Here is a 15,396-nt window from a genome sequence, read left to right on the forward strand (position 1 = left end):
ACCGTTCGGGGGCTGCACGCCGAAGGAGCCCCGCGTGATCCGCCAGCTGTCCTCCCCGATTCCTGCCAGCATGTCGTTCCGGCCGTCCACCCTGCCTCCGTGGCCGCCCCGTATTCCCCGGCAGTGCGGTCCCGGCCCGTCAGGCGCGGACGGATCGCGTACGTCCTGAGCCCGGCCGCGCTGTTCCGTCCCCAGCCGCGGGTCGGCGCGTACACCGCTCCAGGTGGACTGCGGAGCCCGTGCACGCCGACCCGCTCGGGCGCCAGACAGGATGGTCGGCGCAACATCCCGTAGCACGACGATCACCCAAACGGCCCAAGGCGCAGCGCGCTGTGGGCCCGCCTGCCCACCGGAGCTACCCATGAGGGTGGGACCCGTCCGCGAGCGGTGGCCGAATCCATCCGCGAGCGGTTTCGGCCATTGGCCAGAGCTCCAGGGCGGGCCGGAGCCACGCTGGGCGAGTGAGCGTGCGGCTCGCCCTCCCGGGGTCACACTCCCTGTGCCAGGTAGTCGCCTATAGGACCGACCGCCTGCTCCCGCGCGCCAACCGTGGGGTACCCGTCACGTCACGGTTCACGTGGTCCACGGTGATCGCTGAATGCGCACCCGCCGGGATGCCCAGGGCGCCGCCGTGCCGAGTCGATCTCGAACACTTCGATGGCGTCGCCCCACGCCTCTCGAATCGTCGTGACCACTCACCCGCGCGAGCCGGCCCGAGGAGAAGCGCGATATCGGCCGGACCGTGCCCGACAGTTCTCCGCGTAGTCGCCGGCGGGGCGGCCCACGGCACCCGCCCCGTGCCGCCGATGGGTGGGCTGCCTGGGCCACGCGAGCCACCCGCGCGTCGACGGGCCCGCGCCGGTCAACTACTTCCTCGATGACCGGGATCATCGACGCCTTCCTTGCCCCGCCCGCCCCGGGGACCCCACGGCCGGGCAGAACTCGGCAGTCCCGCCGAACCAGGTGACGAACCGGCAGATCTCCCGGGAGGCCGCGTGTCTCGAGCGAGTTACCTTGTGCCTTCCGAGCGGGCCGTGCGCCCGTCTGGACATCCGTTGCCTCGAATACACCGCAGACGCTCCCTTCACTGTGCACCGTCCAATCCGGTGAAATCGACGCGAGCCCGAGCCCGAGCCCGCTGCCCAGGCCTGCCAGGGACGGCAGCACCCCTTCCATGGGCCGTCGACACCGCATCTGACCTGGGCCGGATGCATTGCCGACAACTCGAAGAGGATCCCTGGGGACCGCGCCGTTCCATGGATCACCAGATCGAGTGGTGCCGCCGAAAAGACCTCGTCGTGACGTCAGAGACCGTCCTACGGTGAATCGCCGACCTCAGACATCCACCCGAGGAGCGCCGAACAGATGACTTGTCCTCAGACCGAGCAGCACGCCTGCCGGACCTCGCGGCTGCGGCAGCCGCCTCCATGCGGCCGGCCCGTAGGCCTCTTGGCCCCCGATCCACCTCCGACGTGCCTCACGGAGCACCGATGACCGACCGCATCGCCCCCGCCGCAGTACCGGCTCCTCGCGCCGGTCTCGGCCCCCCGCCCGCCACCGCGCCCGCCGCGCCCGTCGACGGCGACCTGGGCCGTCACGTCAGCCAGGGCTTCTGGGAGACCTACGACGGCGCCGCCTCGCGCACCGGCATGTTGACCATTCTGCGGAGCCTGCCCGCGATCGTTCGGCAGGTGTGGGGCACGGCGTGGCGGGCCGACGCTCCCGCCGCCGTCAGCGTCGCCGTCCTGCAGGTCGTCTCCGCCGTGCTGGCCTCCTGCGGTCTGTTCGCCTCGGTCGGCGTCCTGCAGAAGGTCTTCGCCGATGGCGCCGGCGCAGAGCGCATCCGTGCTGCCGCACCCGCTCTCGGAGTCGTTGCCGCACTACTGCTCCTGCGCAGCCTGATGGACGCCGGCATCGCACACTGGCAGGCACGCCTCGGTCCGCGAGTCCGCCAGGCGCTGGAGGCGCAACTCCTGGCCCTCACGGGGCACGTGACACTGGACGCCGTGGACGATCCCGGCTGGGCGGACGATGTCCGTCGGGCGTACGACCGGGGTCTGCACTACGCCGAGGAGAGCGTGGAGGCCGTTGTCGAGTTGGTCTCGGCACTGCTCGCGCTGGCGGGTGCGGCGGGCGTGCTCGGGGTGCTGCACCCTCTTCTGCTGCTCCTGCTGCTGGCGGCGGTGCTGCCCAAGAGCGCGGCGTCGGTCTACTCCATCCGTCGGGGCTACCTCTCGGCGGTGCGCCAGAGCAGTCTGCGACGGCGGATCCTTCACTTCTCCTGGGTGCTGTTCGAGCGGGAGACTGCGGCAGAGCTGCGGACGTCCACAGCGCAGCACGCCCTGCTCGCCGAACACCAGGTGCTGGCCGGCGCGATCGCCCGCGAGGAGGTCGAGCTCGGTGCCGGGCAGGCCAGGGCAGCCCTGGTCGGCCGGGCGCTCGGCGGTGTCGGGCTGTTCGCGACCTACGCCGCGCTGGCATGGATGCTCGGCGCCGGATGGCTGCCCCTGGCGGCCGGCGGTGCCGCCTACTTCGCGATCCAAGCGAGCCAGAGTGCGCTGATGAGGCTGGTCATGGCCTGCCACCGGGTGTTCGAGAACAGTCTGTGGATGCAGGACCTGATGGACTTCCAGGACACCTGCCGGACGAAGCTCCCGCGCACCACCGGCCGCCCGGCGCCGGACTCCGTCCGCGAGATCTCGGTCGAAGGCGTGGCATTCTCCTACCCTCATGGCAAAGAAGCCCTGCGCGGTGTGGAATTCACCCTGCGAAGCGGGCAGAAGATCGCCTTCGTCGGCCGCAACGGATCCGGCAAGTCGACCATGGCCCGGATCCTGGCAGGGCTGTACGAGCCGACTGCCGGCACGGTGCGTTGGGACGACACCGAGCTCGCCGCCTTCGATGCCGAGAGTGTGCAGGGCCGAGTGGCACTCGTCCTTCAGGACCCGGCGCACTGGCCCCTCACCGCGCTCGCCAACGTCTCCATCGGATCTGGCTCCGTGACCACGTGCGATCCCGATCGGGCGCTTCGGGCCGTCCTGGCCTCCGGCGCGGATGAAGTGATCGCGGGCCTGGACACCGGCTGGACGACCGTCCTGAGCCCGCAGTTCGAGGGTGGCGCAGAGCTGTCCGCCGGCAACTGGTCCAAGATCGCCTGCGCACGCGGGCTCTACCAGGACTCCCCCGTCCTCATCATGGACGAGCCGACCGCCAGCATGGACCCGATCGCCGAACACGCCCTGTTCCGGGCCGTCCTGGACGACTACAGCACCCCGGACAACATCACCGTTCTGGTGTCCCACCGCCTCGCCCCGGCAATCGATTGCGACCTCATCCTGGTCTTCGACCGCGGCCGTATCGCCGAGTCCGGGACACACCGAGAGCTGATGGCAGCCGGCGGGATGTACGCCACCATGTTCGAGCTCCAAGCCGCTGCGTATCGGGGGGACTCGGCGGACCGTCAGCAGGCGTCGCCCATTCGGTGATGCTCCCCACACACAGTGCCGAGATCCGCGCCCCAGGCGTCATCCCTTCCAGTCGCCCCCGCATGGCCCTGATTCCCGCGCCCGCCCGCAGCGCCCTCGCACGGAGCGTCCGCACCAGTACCCAGTACCCGACCCTGGAGGTCCGCCGATGACCACATCCACGTCCCGTTCCGAACGCCCGGCCGACACCGCAGCCGAGAGCGCACCCCAGCCGGCCGACGGCGAGCTCGCCCGATACCTCGCTGCGCACGCGGCGCCGGCCGCCTGCGCAGACGCCCTGATCCGGGACTCGGAAGGGCGGGTGCTTCTGGTCGACCCGGTCTACAAGGACGGGTGGGATCTGCCCGGCGGCATGCTGGAGGACGAGGAGCCGACAGACGCGCTCACCCGCGAACTCCGCGAAGAGCTCGGCCTCACCATTGAGCCCGGACGGCTACTGGTGGTGGACACCATCCCCGCCTCCGTGTGGGGCCGGACCATCGTCTCCCTGGTGTACGCCGCCCGCCCCGTCGGCGCGGTGGACGCGGCCGGCTTGGCCCTGCAGGAGGGCGAGATCCGAGCAGCCGCCTTCTTCCCCGAGACCGAGGCGCTCGCGCTGCTGGCCCCGGCCGTCGCTCGACGTCTGACGGCGGCGGTCGCGGCCGAACGTGGCGCGCACACGGCGGTGTTGCGGGACGGGCACCGGCTGCCCATGGGTCCGCGCGACCACTACGCACAACTGCCCGCCCCCATGATGGCAGCCACGGTGGTGCTCACCGACACCGCAGGGCGCGTGCTCGTGCTCGAGCCTTCCTACAAGGACCATCTGGAGTTGCCAGGTGGAATGGTCGAGGCGCACGAGTCGCCCCTGCAGGCGGCAGCCCGCGAACTCCACGAGGAGTTGGGGCTGACCACCCCCGTCGGTCGGCTCCTCGTCGTGGACACCGCACCCGCCTCGGTCGGCAAGCACGGCCGTGCCCTGACCTGTCTGGTCTACGGCGCGGAGCCACTCACTCCCGCACAGGCGCACGGCCTGGTCTTCCCGGACGGCGAGATCCGTGCCGCCCACTGGTTGGAGCGCGAGGAAGCAGAGCAACGGCTCCCCCAGTTCCTGGCCACCCGGATCAGCGCCGCATTCGAGGCCCTCGCCAGCGGCGGCATCGTGCACCTCGAACGCAGCGCACCACACGCCTGATCAACGACACCGTGAGGCGGCCCAAACCGTAGGAAACAGGAAGCAGGAGGGGAGTATCGAGTACCCATGAGGATGCCGGCGGGCACCCGCCAGTCGGTGACGTGAAGGGCGGGCTCGGATGGACGGCCGACTGCGCACGGGATGCCGGAGGAAGCGAGGAGGTCGATGACGGGCTGGCCGACCGGGGTCCGACCCCTGCTCCACGTCACGCGTCAGCCATCAGGCATCAGGCGTCGGGGCCCTGGGCTCGCAGCCGTCGGACCTGTTCCAGCGACTCACGGAGTTCGCCGAGCCAGGCGTCGGAGTGGCGCTGCACCAGGCGCACGCACCAGGCCAGCGCCTCGCTCCGACTGCGGGCCACGCCCGCCTCGACCAGGGTGTCGAGCACCTGCCGCTCGGGCTGGCGCAACCGGGTCATAACGGGCGCGGACACAGTGGTGAACATGCCCCGGACCCCGTCGCACTCGGCGCCCCAGGAGACCTTGCGGCCGTAGCGACGTTCGGCCTCGCGCGCGACGGCCATCCGGTCATCCCTGGTCCGTTCGCGGAACTCGGCAATCCGGCCCTCGACGGCCGCCTCGCGCTCGGCGTCCGACACATCCGTGCCGAGCTCGGGCCCGGGGATGCGACCGACGACGGTGATCTCCTCGCGGTCCGCGGTGACCTCGACCACTTCGGTGTACAGCCCATCGGGGAGGCGGCCGGTGAACCAGCCGCGGAGGGCTTCTCGCTCTGATGTAATCATGTAATCAGCATTACTCGCCGACAAGCCACAGGCAAGAGGCATGGGGGCAAGGGGCAAGGGGCGAGGCATACCTGCGGCCGTCGACATAGGAGGACCCGTCGGCGGCTCGACGCGCCCAGCATCGCCCTGCCCCTTGCCCGCACGCTCGACCCCGGGGTTGGGCCTCAGTTCGGGGAGGGCTTCAGGACGACGAAGTCCGCGCCGGACGGGTCGAGGCACAGCGCAAGTCGCCCGACACCAGGGGCGTCCTCGGGCCCCATCTGGATGCTGCCGCCGTTCGCGGTGACCGCGGCGACCGTCGCGTCCGTGTCCTCGACTGCGAACACCGGGTGCCAGTAGGGACGGCCAGCGCTGAGGGCCAGGTGCTCGGTCGGCAGCTGCATCATGCCGCCGTGCATCCGCTCCTTGGGCAGCCCGGCAGGGCCGATGATCCAGTAGTCGCCCCCGCCGCCGGGCAGCGGCATCGCCTCGGTCTGCCAGCCGAACAGTGACCCGTAGAACTTCTTGGCGGCCTCCACGTCCGAGGTGTAGAGCTCGGTCCAGCAGAGCGTGCCGGGCTCGTCCACCGCCTCCAGGCCCCGGTCCGTTCCGGCCTGCCACACGGCGAACTGGCCGCCCAGGGGGTCGGAGAACTGTGCCATCCGCCCCTCGTCGCCCCCCGTCGGGGCCACGCGCACGGTGCCGCCCGCCCGTTCGACGTTCTGCGCCGCAGCCTCGGCGTCGGACGTGGCGTAGTAGATCATCCAGGCCGACCGGGCACCCTCCTCGGTGAGGGCTCCGACCGCCGCGACGATCTTCCCGTCCTTGCGGAACACGGTGTAGTCGCCGGCTTCCTCGCCCATCGGTGTGGCCTCCCAGCCGAACACCGCACGGTAGAAGGCGACCGCCTTCCCGACGTCCGGCGCGCCGAGGTCCACCCAGCACGGCGAACCCGGCACGAATTCGGTCGTGATCACGTCTTCTCCCATCTTCGGATCGTCCCCCGGCCCAGCCTCGCAGCGGTCCGTGCCCGGTCCCGGCTGCCGCGCCGGGGCAGACGGGGACACCAGCCCACGCCCGACGACAAGCACCTCGGCCCACACACCCAACCGACATGTGCCCCACCGCCGAGCGCCCACCTCGAGCGACCACCCCAACCCGCCCGGTCGCTCCGCCCCACACCGAGCGCCCAACATCAACGACCCCACACCGAGCGCCCCACACCAACGACCCGACGGCCGAACGCCAAGCGCCAAGCACCAAGCACCAAGCACCAAGCACCAAGCGCGCAAAACCAACCACCCACCGCCCACCGCCCGACGCCCGACGCCCGACGTCGCAGAGGCCACCGCCGCAGGCGTCGCTGCCCGTCAGGAGGACACGCGAATGATGATCTTGCCCGGGGTGTGTCCGGCCCGGCTGAGGTCGAAGGCCTCCGCCACCTGCTCCAGCGGTAGCACCGCCGCCACCGGGACAGTGAGCTTGCCCGCCTCCACCAGCGCGGCCAGTGCCCGCAGCCCGGCGCCGTCCGGCCGTGTCCACATCCACTGGCCGCCTGCACCGACCACCCGGTCGTCGGCGATCGATGCGTGTCGGCCGCCCTCGCGGAGCACCGCGAGCGTGGCGTCCAGTACCCCGCCCACGTAGTCGACGACCACCGTGGCTCCGGTCGGCGACAGGTCCCGGACGCGTTCGGCCAGCCCGTCGCCGTACGCCACCGGCTCGGCCCCGAGGGCGCGCAGCCGTTCGTGGTTGGCGGGTGAGGCGGTGCCGATGACTCGGGCGCCGAAGGCCGTCGCGATCTGTACCGCGAGGGTGCCCACGCCGCCGGCCGCGCCGTGGATGAGCACGGTGTCGTCCGGGCCGGTGTCCAACCGGGTGAGCGTCTGGTAGGCGGTCAGCCCGGCGAGCGGCAGGCCGGCCGCCTCGTCCCAGCCGATCGAGTCGGGCTTCGGCGCGGCGTCCCGGGCGGCGACGGTCACGAGTTCGGCGAAGGTGCCGCCGTGGAGGTAGTCGCGGCGGGCGTAGGAGTAGACCTCGTCCCCCGGGGCGAACTCCGGTGTGTCGAGCCCGGCCTGCTCGACCACGCCGGCCACGTCCCAGCCCGGGACGACCGGGAAGACCGTCTGCATCAGGGGGTCGAGTCCGCCCGTCATCACCTTCCAGTCGACGGGGTTCACCGCGGCGCTGCGCACCCGGATCAGGATCTCGCCCGGTCCGACCTTGGGGCGGGGCAGGGTGGTCACCGCGAGGACTTCATTGCCCCCGTATCGGTCGTAGGCAACGGCCCGCATGGTGCCGGGCTCGGATGTGCTCGTCATGGTGGTCCTCCTGCCCGCGGCGGTCGGGTCGGTCCGGGCCGGTCCGACGGGATCGGTGTCCCCGCGGCGTTCCTTCCATCGGACCACGCCACCCGGCCCGGGAGCGACCGCGCGCCACCACACCGGCTGCGCGCGGCCCCACCCGACCCCGGTGCTTCACCGGCTGCCCCACTGCCCCCGCCCTCGGGAGCGCCCTGCGTCAGGCGGCGGTGCCCGCCGCGGTCCCCGAATCCGCGGCCCGGCGGTGTGCCACCACGACGGCGTCGCGGACGGTCACGGTGTTGCCGTCGCGGTCCGCACCGGTCCGCTCGCGGGTCTCGGCGACCAGCACCTCCCAGGTGCCGGGGTCGAGTGCGTCGGCGACCTCCTGCGCGGTGAACAGCATGTCGGGGAAGAGCCGCGGGCCGGCCGCCGTCCGGAGGTCCGACGGGTGGTGCCCGACGATGAGCAGGGTCCCGCCGGGGGCGACCGCAGCGGCCAGTCCGGCGAACAGGTCGCGCCGTGCCGGACCCGGCAGGTGCATGAACTGCGCCGTCACCAGGTCGTACGACCCGGCGGCGGGCGGCTGGTCGCGCAGGTCGGCATGGGTCCACTCGATCCGGGCGGCGAGCTGCGGACCCGCCGCCGCGGCGTGGCCCGCGGCCCGCTCCAGCGCGACGGTGGAGAGGTCGACCGCGGTGACGCGCCAGCCCCGCTCGGCGAGCCAGATCGCGTCCGCGCCCTCGCCGCAGCCGACGTCGAGGGCGTGCCCGGGGGTGAGGCCGGTGGCCTCGGCGACCAGTTGCGGGTTGGGCCGGCCGCTCCACAGCGCCGGGCGGGAGCGGTAGCGCTCCTCCCAGGCCTCCTGGGCCAGCATGACCCGCACCTGGTCCCGGTAGGCGTCGACGGCGTCGCGGGTCTCCTGGGCGATCAGGTCCGCGTTGATCGCGGCACCGGCCTTGAGGCCCGCCGCGGCCGCGGTGACCACCTGGGCCTGGACGTCGGTCACGTTGCCCGCCACCCAGACCCCGGGAACAGCGGTGGCGCCGGTGGCATCGGCCGGGATCCGGCTGCCGACCACATGGCCGCCGAACTCCACGTCGACGGGCTCCAGCCCGAGCGATTCCAGGACCTCCGAGCGGGCTGCCACCGGCGCGGCGACGACCAGGGCGTCGACCCCGACGGACTCGCCCGAGGCCAGCTGCACACCGGTCAGGACGTCGCCGCTCGAGACACCCGCGGTCAGCAGGTCGCCGCCCGGGGCATCGAGGCCAGGGGCGTCGCCGGGCGCCTCCGCGTCCGCGAGCTCCAGCCCGACGACCGGGCCGTCCACCACGACGATGCCGCGCGCGGCGAGCCGTTCGGCCTGTTCCGAGTCCGGACCGGGCGCACCGTGGAGCAGGACCACCACGTCCGGGCTCCACTGCCGCCACAGCTCGGCCTGGTGCCAGGACAGCGGCCCGGTCGCCAGGATCCCGATGCGCCGGTCCCGGACCTCCCATCCGTGGCAGTACGGGCAGTGCAGCACGTCTCGGCCCCAGCGCTCGGCGAGACCCGGCACCTCGGGCACCCGGTCGACGAGACCGGTGGCCACCAGCAGCCGGCGGGCCCGTACGGTGCGGACACCGCCGTGACCCGCGAGCCCGGACGACTCCGTCAGCCCCTCGATCTCCGCCTTCGCCCCCGCCTCCGCATCCAAAGCCACATCCACATCCACCGTGAATCCGTCGCCGTCCTTGGCGACCCGCCCGACCCGCCCGGCGACGACCAGGCCGCCGTAACCGGTCACCTCGTCCCGCCCCGTCGCCACCAGATCGGCCGGTGCGGCGCCCTCGCGGGTCAGGTAGTTGTGCACGTGCCCGGCACGTGCGTTGCGCGGCTCACCGGCATCGACCACCAGCACCGAGCGCCGGGCCCTGAGCAGCGCCAGGGCGCCGCTGAGTCCGGCGGCGCCACCGCCCACCACCACTACGTCGTACGTCTCTTCCACCGCGGGCCTCCCGGTCTTCGCTCTGCGGTCGTCTGCAGCCACCGTCGGCCCGCACCACCCGATCGGCAAAGTAATGTTGCCGATATGGCAAACGACGACGCCGCGGTGCTGGCCTCCGTCGGTCCCCGGCTGCGGGCTCTGCGGCAGCAGCGGGGCACCACGCTGGCGCAGCTCGCCGAGAGCACCGGCATCTCGGTCAGCACCCTGTCCCGCCTGGAGTCCGGCGAGCGAAAGCCGAATCTGGAGCTGCTGCTGCCCCTGGCCCGGGCCTATCAGGTCCCGCTCGACGAGCTCGTCGGAGCTCCGCCGGTGGGCGACCCGCGGGTGCGGCTGAAGCCGTTCCGGCACGCGGGTTCGACGATCGTCCCGCTGACCCGGCACGCCGGCGGGCCGCAGGCGTTCAAGATGGTGATCGACGCGTCGCGGTGCACGCCCGACCCGCGCTCGCACGAGGGCTACGAGTGGCTTTACGTGCTGAGCGGCAGGCTCCGGCTGGTGCTGGCCGAGCACGACACGGTGCTCAAGAGCGGGGAGGCCGCCGAGTTCGACACCCGGCTGCCGCACTGGTTCGGCAGCGCCGGGGACGGCCCGGTGGAGATCCTCAGCCTGTTCGGCTCCCAGGGCGAACGCATGCACGTCCGGGCCCGCCCGCGCGGCGGCCGGTCCGACGAGACCACGCCCGAGTGACCGGGGCCGTGGCGACCAGCAGGGCCGGACGGACCTCCAGCAGCGACGGCAGCACGGGAGGACGGGGGACGAGGGACGGGACGGCGGTCGGTCAGTCGACCTCGAAGTCGGCCCAGTTCATGCCGTTGATCTCCGTGGTCAGGCCGGAGGCCCGGCGGCCGCCGTCCTTGAAGTAGTGCTCCTGGAGGGCATCGGCCAGCACCTGTTCCTGCTCGCGGGTGCCGGCACCCGCGTCGCGGGCCGCGTACAGCCGGCGGGCGACCTCGCCGGGCATCCGCTGGGTGATGGTGCGCATCCGGGGGTCGTCGCTGGACCCGACCGCCGAGGAGTACCCGAACTGGGCCTGGACGTGGAGGACGAAGCCGTCGCGCTCGGCCGCGCGGCGGGTGCGCTGCCGTACCCGCGGCTGCCACTTCGCGCGGACCTGCTGCTCGATCCTCCCCACGGCCTCGGGCTTCGGCGCGGAGGCGCCCTTCAGCCAGCGCTGCACGGTGCGCTGCGAGACGCCGAGTTCCTCGGCGACGGCCCGGGTGGAGCCCTTCGCGCTGCGGACCAGGAACCGCACCCGGGCAGCGGTGGACTGCGGGATCGCCCGCGTCCGCGAGGCGCGTTCCAGCCCCTCGTCGATCTCCCCCACGGTGCTGCTCCTCTCTGCTCTGCGCCCGGTCTCCGCCGAGCGGCCGATCTCTGCTGTCCGGCCGGCCCCGGGTGGGCGGTCGATCGCCGAGTGGGCGGCCGGCCGGGGCCTACTCGCCGGCGGCGACCGCGTCGGTGCCGGCCTTGATGTACCGGGCCGGGTTGAGGCCCTCGGTGAGCATCTCCAGGACCTCCGGCATCGGCCGGGCGCCCTCGAACTTCACGTGCCCGGGTGAGACGCCGAGGCGCAGCGCCCCGGGGACGGGTCGGCCGTCCGGGGTCCGCGGCAGGACGTCGAGCGCGGAGGACCCGGGGGCGGCGTAGACGGCGCAGTCGGACAGCACGCCGAGCGGGTAGCGGCCGGTGTGCTCGGCGGTGCGGAGGAGCTTGCGGTGGAAGTTGACCCGGGCCGTCGCGATGACCGCGGCGCGGATGTCGGGCCGCCAGGTGGGCCGTTCCAGCGCGGCCCAGCGCCCGCCCGGCCGCAGGCCCGGTCCTCGGGGCTTCTCGCGGAGCTTGCCGATGCCGCCCTTGGCGGTCGCCTTGACCGCGGTCAGGACGGCGAGTTCGAGCGGGTCGCCGCGGTCGGCCAGGGCGGCCATCGACGCCAGAAAGGCCTGCGGGTCGCCGTCGGCGAGGTCGAGCGGGACTCCGAGCCGTTCCATCGTGGTGACGTAGGCGTCCCGCAGCCGCTTGTGCCACGGGTCGAGGTACGGGCCGGTTTCGTGCCGGAGCCAGGCTTCGAGCGGCTGGACCCGGGCGCCGAGCTCGACGGCGTAGGCGACGGTCGGCGTGGCGTACCAGGCGGGGCCGGTCGGCCGGTCGCCGGTCGGGGTGAAGGGTGAGGGCAGGCGGGGGTCGAGGTCCACGTCCGACAGGTCGACCAGCCAGGAGCCGGGGAGCTTCCGGTCGAAGACCGGGTGGAGTTCGTGGACCGGCTCGGAGAGGCCGACCAGGAGGCGTCCGGCGGCCGCGAGGAAGGCGGTGTTGACGTCGAGTCCGACGGCGAACGGGTGGGCGCGCTCCTCGTCCCCCACCAGGTCGAACGGCCGGGCCCAGTCCCACGCCTCCTCCAGCAGGACATGGCCGGGGCCTGCCTCGCGGCCCTCCGCGAGCGGGTGCTCGTCGGGGACCTCGGGCGGTGCGGCGTCGACGGCGCGGACGAGCGAGCCCTCGACCGGACCGGACGTCCAGCCCGCCTCGCCACGCACCGGCCTGGTCGGCGGGCGCAGCGCGGTCATCAGTTCCAGTCCGGAGACGGCGGTGGAGCCGCGCGGGGTCAGCACCCGTTGGGCGTAGGTGCCGAGCAGGCGGGCGAGAGCGGCGGCGTCGAGACCGGGCGGGAGCTGCCACCCGCCGGCGGAGAGTGCGCCCCAGAGGGGGATGCAGAGCTGGACGCACTCGCGCCGGCTGCCGTCGGGGGTCCGGTAGATCCGCGCCCACGGCCCGAGGCCGCGTCGGGTGAGCTGCCAGCCGGCCTTGGTGAGGGCCTTCACGGCGCGGTGGCTGTCGGGGAGCCGGTTGGTGCGCAGGACGAAGTCGCGCTTCTCGTCCTTGCCGACGGCCGGGAGGCCGAGGTCGGCGGCGGCCGCGTCGGTGAGGACCAGCAGCGGGTCGCCGTCCTTGCCGTGGCGGTGCAGTCGTGGTGCGCCCAGGCCGAGGCCGAGCGCCCAGGTGACGACCTCCGGCAGGGAGGCGCCGTCGACGTCGACGACCCGGCCGTCCGCCAGGTGGCCGACCAGGCCGCGGCCGGACGCGGCGGTGTCGAGCACCGCGAGCGGACCGGCGGGGAAGCGTGCCGCCGCAGCCTGCTCCCAGTCGACGGCGGCCGCGGGCTCCCGCTTCGCCGGCTGCTTCCGGGTACTGCCGGTTGCAACCGGGCGGGCCGGGCGGGCCGGGCGACGGACGGAGGCCACGGGCGCTGAGGCGGCAGGAGCAAGGACAGGAGCAGCGGCAGCGGCAGCCGCAGGGCCAGGAGCAGGAGCAGGAGCAGGAGCAGGGGCAGGGGCAGGGGCGACGTCGGTGGCGACGGAGGGCGCGCACCAACCGCCGATGTGGATCGGACGCCCGGCGGCGCGGTAGGGCGTCGGTCGGCCGCAGCGCTCGCAGGGCTGCGGCGCGTGCATCGCCAGCTCGCCCGAGGGCAGTTGGTCGAGCGTCACCACCTGCTGGTGCACGGGGCCGGCAGTGGGTGCGGCCGAGGCCGGCTCGGCAACGACCGGGGCGACCGGGCCGACCGGGGCGACCGGCTCCGGGACGGCGGTCGTCGTCGGCTCCCCAAGCCGGGCCGCCATGCCCTCCAGCAGGCGGGCGTACGCGGTGCGACCCTCGCCCTGCGGGTCGCGGCGCCCGGACTCCCAGGCGGTCAGGGTGCCGGTGCTGACACCGAGCGCCTTCGCGGTCTCGGCCTTCGTCAGACCGTACGCGGCGCGCAGCCGTTCGCGCTCCGCGGGCTCGGGGAGCGGCTCCGTGCGGCGCGGGCCGGCGCCGAGCAGGGCGTCGATGGCGTCCGGCGTGTCGGTCATCGCTCCCCCTCGGGGGCCGCGGGGGTCGGCGTGCGGTGGGGGTCGGCGTCGAGGAACTCCCGCAGCGCGGAGCCGCCGAGGATCCGGGCGGGGTTGCGGCCGGGCGGCAGCGGCAGCCGCCGGCCGAGCGCCCACTGGAACCGGGTAGCCGGTGCCAGGTCGAAGGCGTAGCGTCCGCCCGGGTCCTCGGCCGTCCGGACGGCGCGGATCTCGAACGCGCCGACGCAGACCCCGCCGTCGACGAAGGCGAGCAGGAAGTCCCCGTGGTCGGCGACGGTCCGTCCGCCGAAGCGCCACCACCGGGAGGCCGCCTCGTGGACCGTCTCACCGTCCCGCAGGGCCTGCCGGACGTCCACTGCCAGCACGGGCCCTCCCGCTGCTCTGCCCCGGTGAACACGAACAACGTGATTGTAGCGGCGAACACCTCGGTTTATCGGTCCATGAAACTCGCACGGCGGGGCTCGACGCAGGGCGCGACCCATCGGAGACGGGCCTCGAGGTCGGGCTCCGGGCCCCGTACCGTGCGCTATCCGGCGGCCAGCGCCTTGGCGTAGACCGTGGAGCCCTGGCGGACGTTCATGCCGACCCGCTCGTAGAGCGCGAGCGCCCCCGTCCTGGAGTGCGTCCACAGGGTGCAGCTCCGGTACCCGTGCCGGTGGAAGCCGCGGAACGCCTCCCGCAGCAGGATCCGGGCGATCCCGCGGTTGCGGTGGTCGCGCCGGACGGCAAGCCGCTCGACGTAGCCCTCACCGGTGCCGGGGACGTCCAGGCAGAGCGCCGCGCCGACCATCTCGTCGCCGACCAGGGCGACCGGGGAGAGGCCCGGCGCGAACGTCGCGCGGTCCACGGTGAGCCGAGCCCATTCGTCGTACGGCTTGCGCCGCTGCTGCCACTCGTCGAAGGCGTCCTCGGTGAGCCGGTGCGCCGCGTGCCGGTCGGCCTCGTGGAAGGGCCGGACGGTGACCCCGGCCGGCGGCGCCGGAACCTCCGGTTCGGTCGGCAGCGCGATCTCCAGCTGCCACTGGCTCACGTACGGCGCGTACCCGCGGGAGCGCAGCAGGGCCACGGTGGCGCGGTCCTCGTCCCAGGCGGTCTGCACCAGGCGCTCGCTGCCCGTGCCGCGGGCGCGCTCCTCCGCCCACTGCAGCAGTGCGGCGCCGAGCCCGATCCCGCGGTGGCCGGGGTGGACCTCGACCGCGCTGCGGCGTCCGCGGACCACCCATGCGCAGGCCGCCAGCTCGCCCGAGGCCGCGTGCACGAGAAGGGTGTCCAGGGCCGGATCGAGGTCGGACTGGGCCAGTTCGGCCACGATGACGTCGAGGCCGGTCTCGGCACGGCCCAGTACCTCGCTCTCGCACAGCGCGACCAGCGCGTGCATCGCGGGGGCGTCGGCGGCGGTCGCGGGGCGGCTGCGGTACCCGGGCCGCGGCCAGGGCGAGGGAAGATCTGGCACAGCCGCCACTCTGGGCCATCGGCTCCCGCCGTGTCGACCGGATTCCGGTACCTGGCAGGATCGCGGACATGACGCCCGGCGGACGGAGCACCCACGCGGTCGACCTGGGCGCCGCCACGGTGACTACACCGTCGTCAACGAGCACAGCGGCAAGTGCCTGGACGTCGCGAGCAACCTGGCGAACAAGAGGAACCAGATCTGGCGCCTGACTGGCAAGGCATGACCTGCCGCGCCTGACCGGGCACACCAGGTCCATCGACGGCCCTGCCGCGCAGCTCACACCTACGAGCTTCTGAGCGGCGCCTGCTGACCGGGCGTCGGCCGAGCCCGCCGCGCGTCGGAAGTGGGTACCTGTCACAGCGTCCACTTCCCGCCGATGCCTCGGCACGCGCGGGCCCGGCTCTCACGAGGTCGTGAGACTG

11 protein-coding genes are annotated in these 15,396 nt (G+C 73.4%); 3 read left to right on the plus strand and 8 right to left on the minus strand.

Annotated elements, in window-relative coordinates:
* The first annotated feature begins 1,490 nt into the window (after positions 1-1,490).
* The gene (locus ACFV0G_RS04810) at positions 1,491-3,485 is read left to right on the plus strand and encodes an ATP-binding cassette domain-containing protein (RefSeq protein ID WP_380541630.1); all 1,995 of its coding nucleotides are present in this window, start codon (positions 1,491-1,493) and stop codon (positions 3,483-3,485) included.
* Positions 3,486-3,633: 148 nt separating this feature from the next.
* A complete protein-coding gene (locus ACFV0G_RS04815) occupies positions 3,634-4,659 on the plus strand; it encodes an NUDIX domain-containing protein (protein ID WP_380541633.1) in 1,026 nt (341 codons plus the stop codon).
* Between the two features lie 226 nt (positions 4,660-4,885).
* On the opposite strand, the gene ACFV0G_RS04820 is transcribed toward ACFV0G_RS04815, so the two are convergent.
* The 4 genes from ACFV0G_RS04820 to ACFV0G_RS04835 all read right to left on the minus strand — a co-directional run bounded on the left by ACFV0G_RS04820 (position 4,886) and on the right by ACFV0G_RS04835 (position 9,673).
* The gene (locus ACFV0G_RS04820; RefSeq protein ID WP_380541636.1) at positions 4,886-5,404 is read right to left on the minus strand and encodes a hypothetical protein; all 519 of its coding nucleotides are present in this window, start codon (positions 5,402-5,404) and stop codon (positions 4,886-4,888) included.
* A gap of 164 nt (positions 5,405-5,568) precedes the next feature.
* The gene (locus ACFV0G_RS04825; RefSeq protein ID WP_380541639.1) at positions 5,569-6,360 is read right to left on the minus strand and encodes a VOC family protein; all 792 of its coding nucleotides are present in this window, start codon (positions 6,358-6,360) and stop codon (positions 5,569-5,571) included.
* Positions 6,361-6,753: 393 nt separating this feature from the next.
* Entirely contained in the window at positions 6,754-7,677 is a 924-nt protein-coding gene (locus ACFV0G_RS04830; protein WP_380541661.1) for an NADP-dependent oxidoreductase, read from the minus strand.
* 226 nt (positions 7,678-7,903) lie between these two features.
* Complete coding sequence (locus tag ACFV0G_RS04835; protein WP_380541642.1) at positions 7,904-9,673, minus strand: methyltransferase domain-containing protein; 1,770 nt, start codon at positions 9,671-9,673, stop codon at positions 7,904-7,906.
* A gap of 84 nt (positions 9,674-9,757) precedes the next feature.
* Between ACFV0G_RS04835 and ACFV0G_RS04840 the strand changes: the two genes are divergently transcribed.
* Entirely contained in the window at positions 9,758-10,360 is a 603-nt protein-coding gene (locus ACFV0G_RS04840; RefSeq protein ID WP_380541645.1) for a helix-turn-helix domain-containing protein, read from the plus strand.
* A 91-nt stretch (positions 10,361-10,451) separates the two neighbouring features.
* Here ACFV0G_RS04840 and tpg read toward each other — a convergent pair whose 3' ends face one another.
* The 4 genes from tpg to ACFV0G_RS04860 all read right to left on the minus strand — a co-directional run bounded on the left by tpg (position 10,452) and on the right by ACFV0G_RS04860 (position 14,974).
* Positions 10,452-10,997 (minus strand): telomere-protecting terminal protein Tpg, encoded by a 546-nt coding sequence (gene tpg / locus ACFV0G_RS04845; RefSeq protein ID WP_380541649.1) that lies wholly within the window; start codon positions 10,995-10,997, stop codon positions 10,452-10,454.
* Positions 10,998-11,106: 109 nt separating this feature from the next.
* A complete protein-coding gene (gene tap, locus ACFV0G_RS04850) occupies positions 11,107-13,521 on the minus strand; it encodes a telomere-associated protein Tap (protein ID WP_380541652.1) in 2,415 nt (804 codons plus the stop codon).
* Positions 13,518-13,886 carry a hypothetical protein gene (locus ACFV0G_RS04855; RefSeq protein ID WP_380541655.1) on the minus strand — a complete coding sequence of 123 codons (369 nt, stop codon included), beginning with the start codon at positions 13,884-13,886 and terminating at the stop codon, positions 13,518-13,520. The genes tap and ACFV0G_RS04855 overlap by 4 nt, the downstream gene beginning before the upstream one ends.
* Positions 13,887-14,047: 161 nt before the next feature.
* A complete protein-coding gene (locus ACFV0G_RS04860) occupies positions 14,048-14,974 on the minus strand; it encodes a GNAT family N-acetyltransferase (protein ID WP_380541658.1) in 927 nt (308 codons plus the stop codon).
* Between the last annotated feature and the right edge of the window lie 422 nt (positions 14,975-15,396).

The organism is Kitasatospora sp. NPDC059571 (genome assembly GCF_042735675.1).
In the GTDB taxonomy this organism is placed as follows: Bacteria; Actinomycetota; Actinomycetes; order Streptomycetales; family Streptomycetaceae; genus Kitasatospora.

Excerpts from the sequence above, each read along its gene's own strand:
- ACFV0G_RS04810 (WP_380541630.1), top strand. The coding sequence starts at position 1,491 with ATGACCGACCGCATCGCCCCCGCCGCAGTACCGGCTCCTCGCGCCGGT.
- ACFV0G_RS04815 (WP_380541633.1), top strand. The coding sequence starts at position 3,634 with ATGACCACATCCACGTCCCGTTCCGAACGCCCGGCCGACACCGCAGCC.
- ACFV0G_RS04820 (WP_380541636.1), bottom strand. The coding sequence starts at position 5,404 with ATGATTACATCAGAGCGAGAAGCCCTCCGCGGCTGGTTCACCGGCCGC.
- ACFV0G_RS04830 (WP_380541661.1), bottom strand. The coding sequence starts at position 7,677 with ATGCGGGCCGTTGCCTACGACCGATACGGGGGCAATGAAGTCCTCGCG.
- ACFV0G_RS04840 (WP_380541645.1), top strand. The coding sequence starts at position 9,758 with ATGGCAAACGACGACGCCGCGGTGCTGGCCTCCGTCGGTCCCCGGCTG.
- tap (WP_380541652.1), bottom strand. The coding sequence starts at position 13,521 with ATGACCGACACGCCGGACGCCATCGACGCCCTGCTCGGCGCCGGCCCG.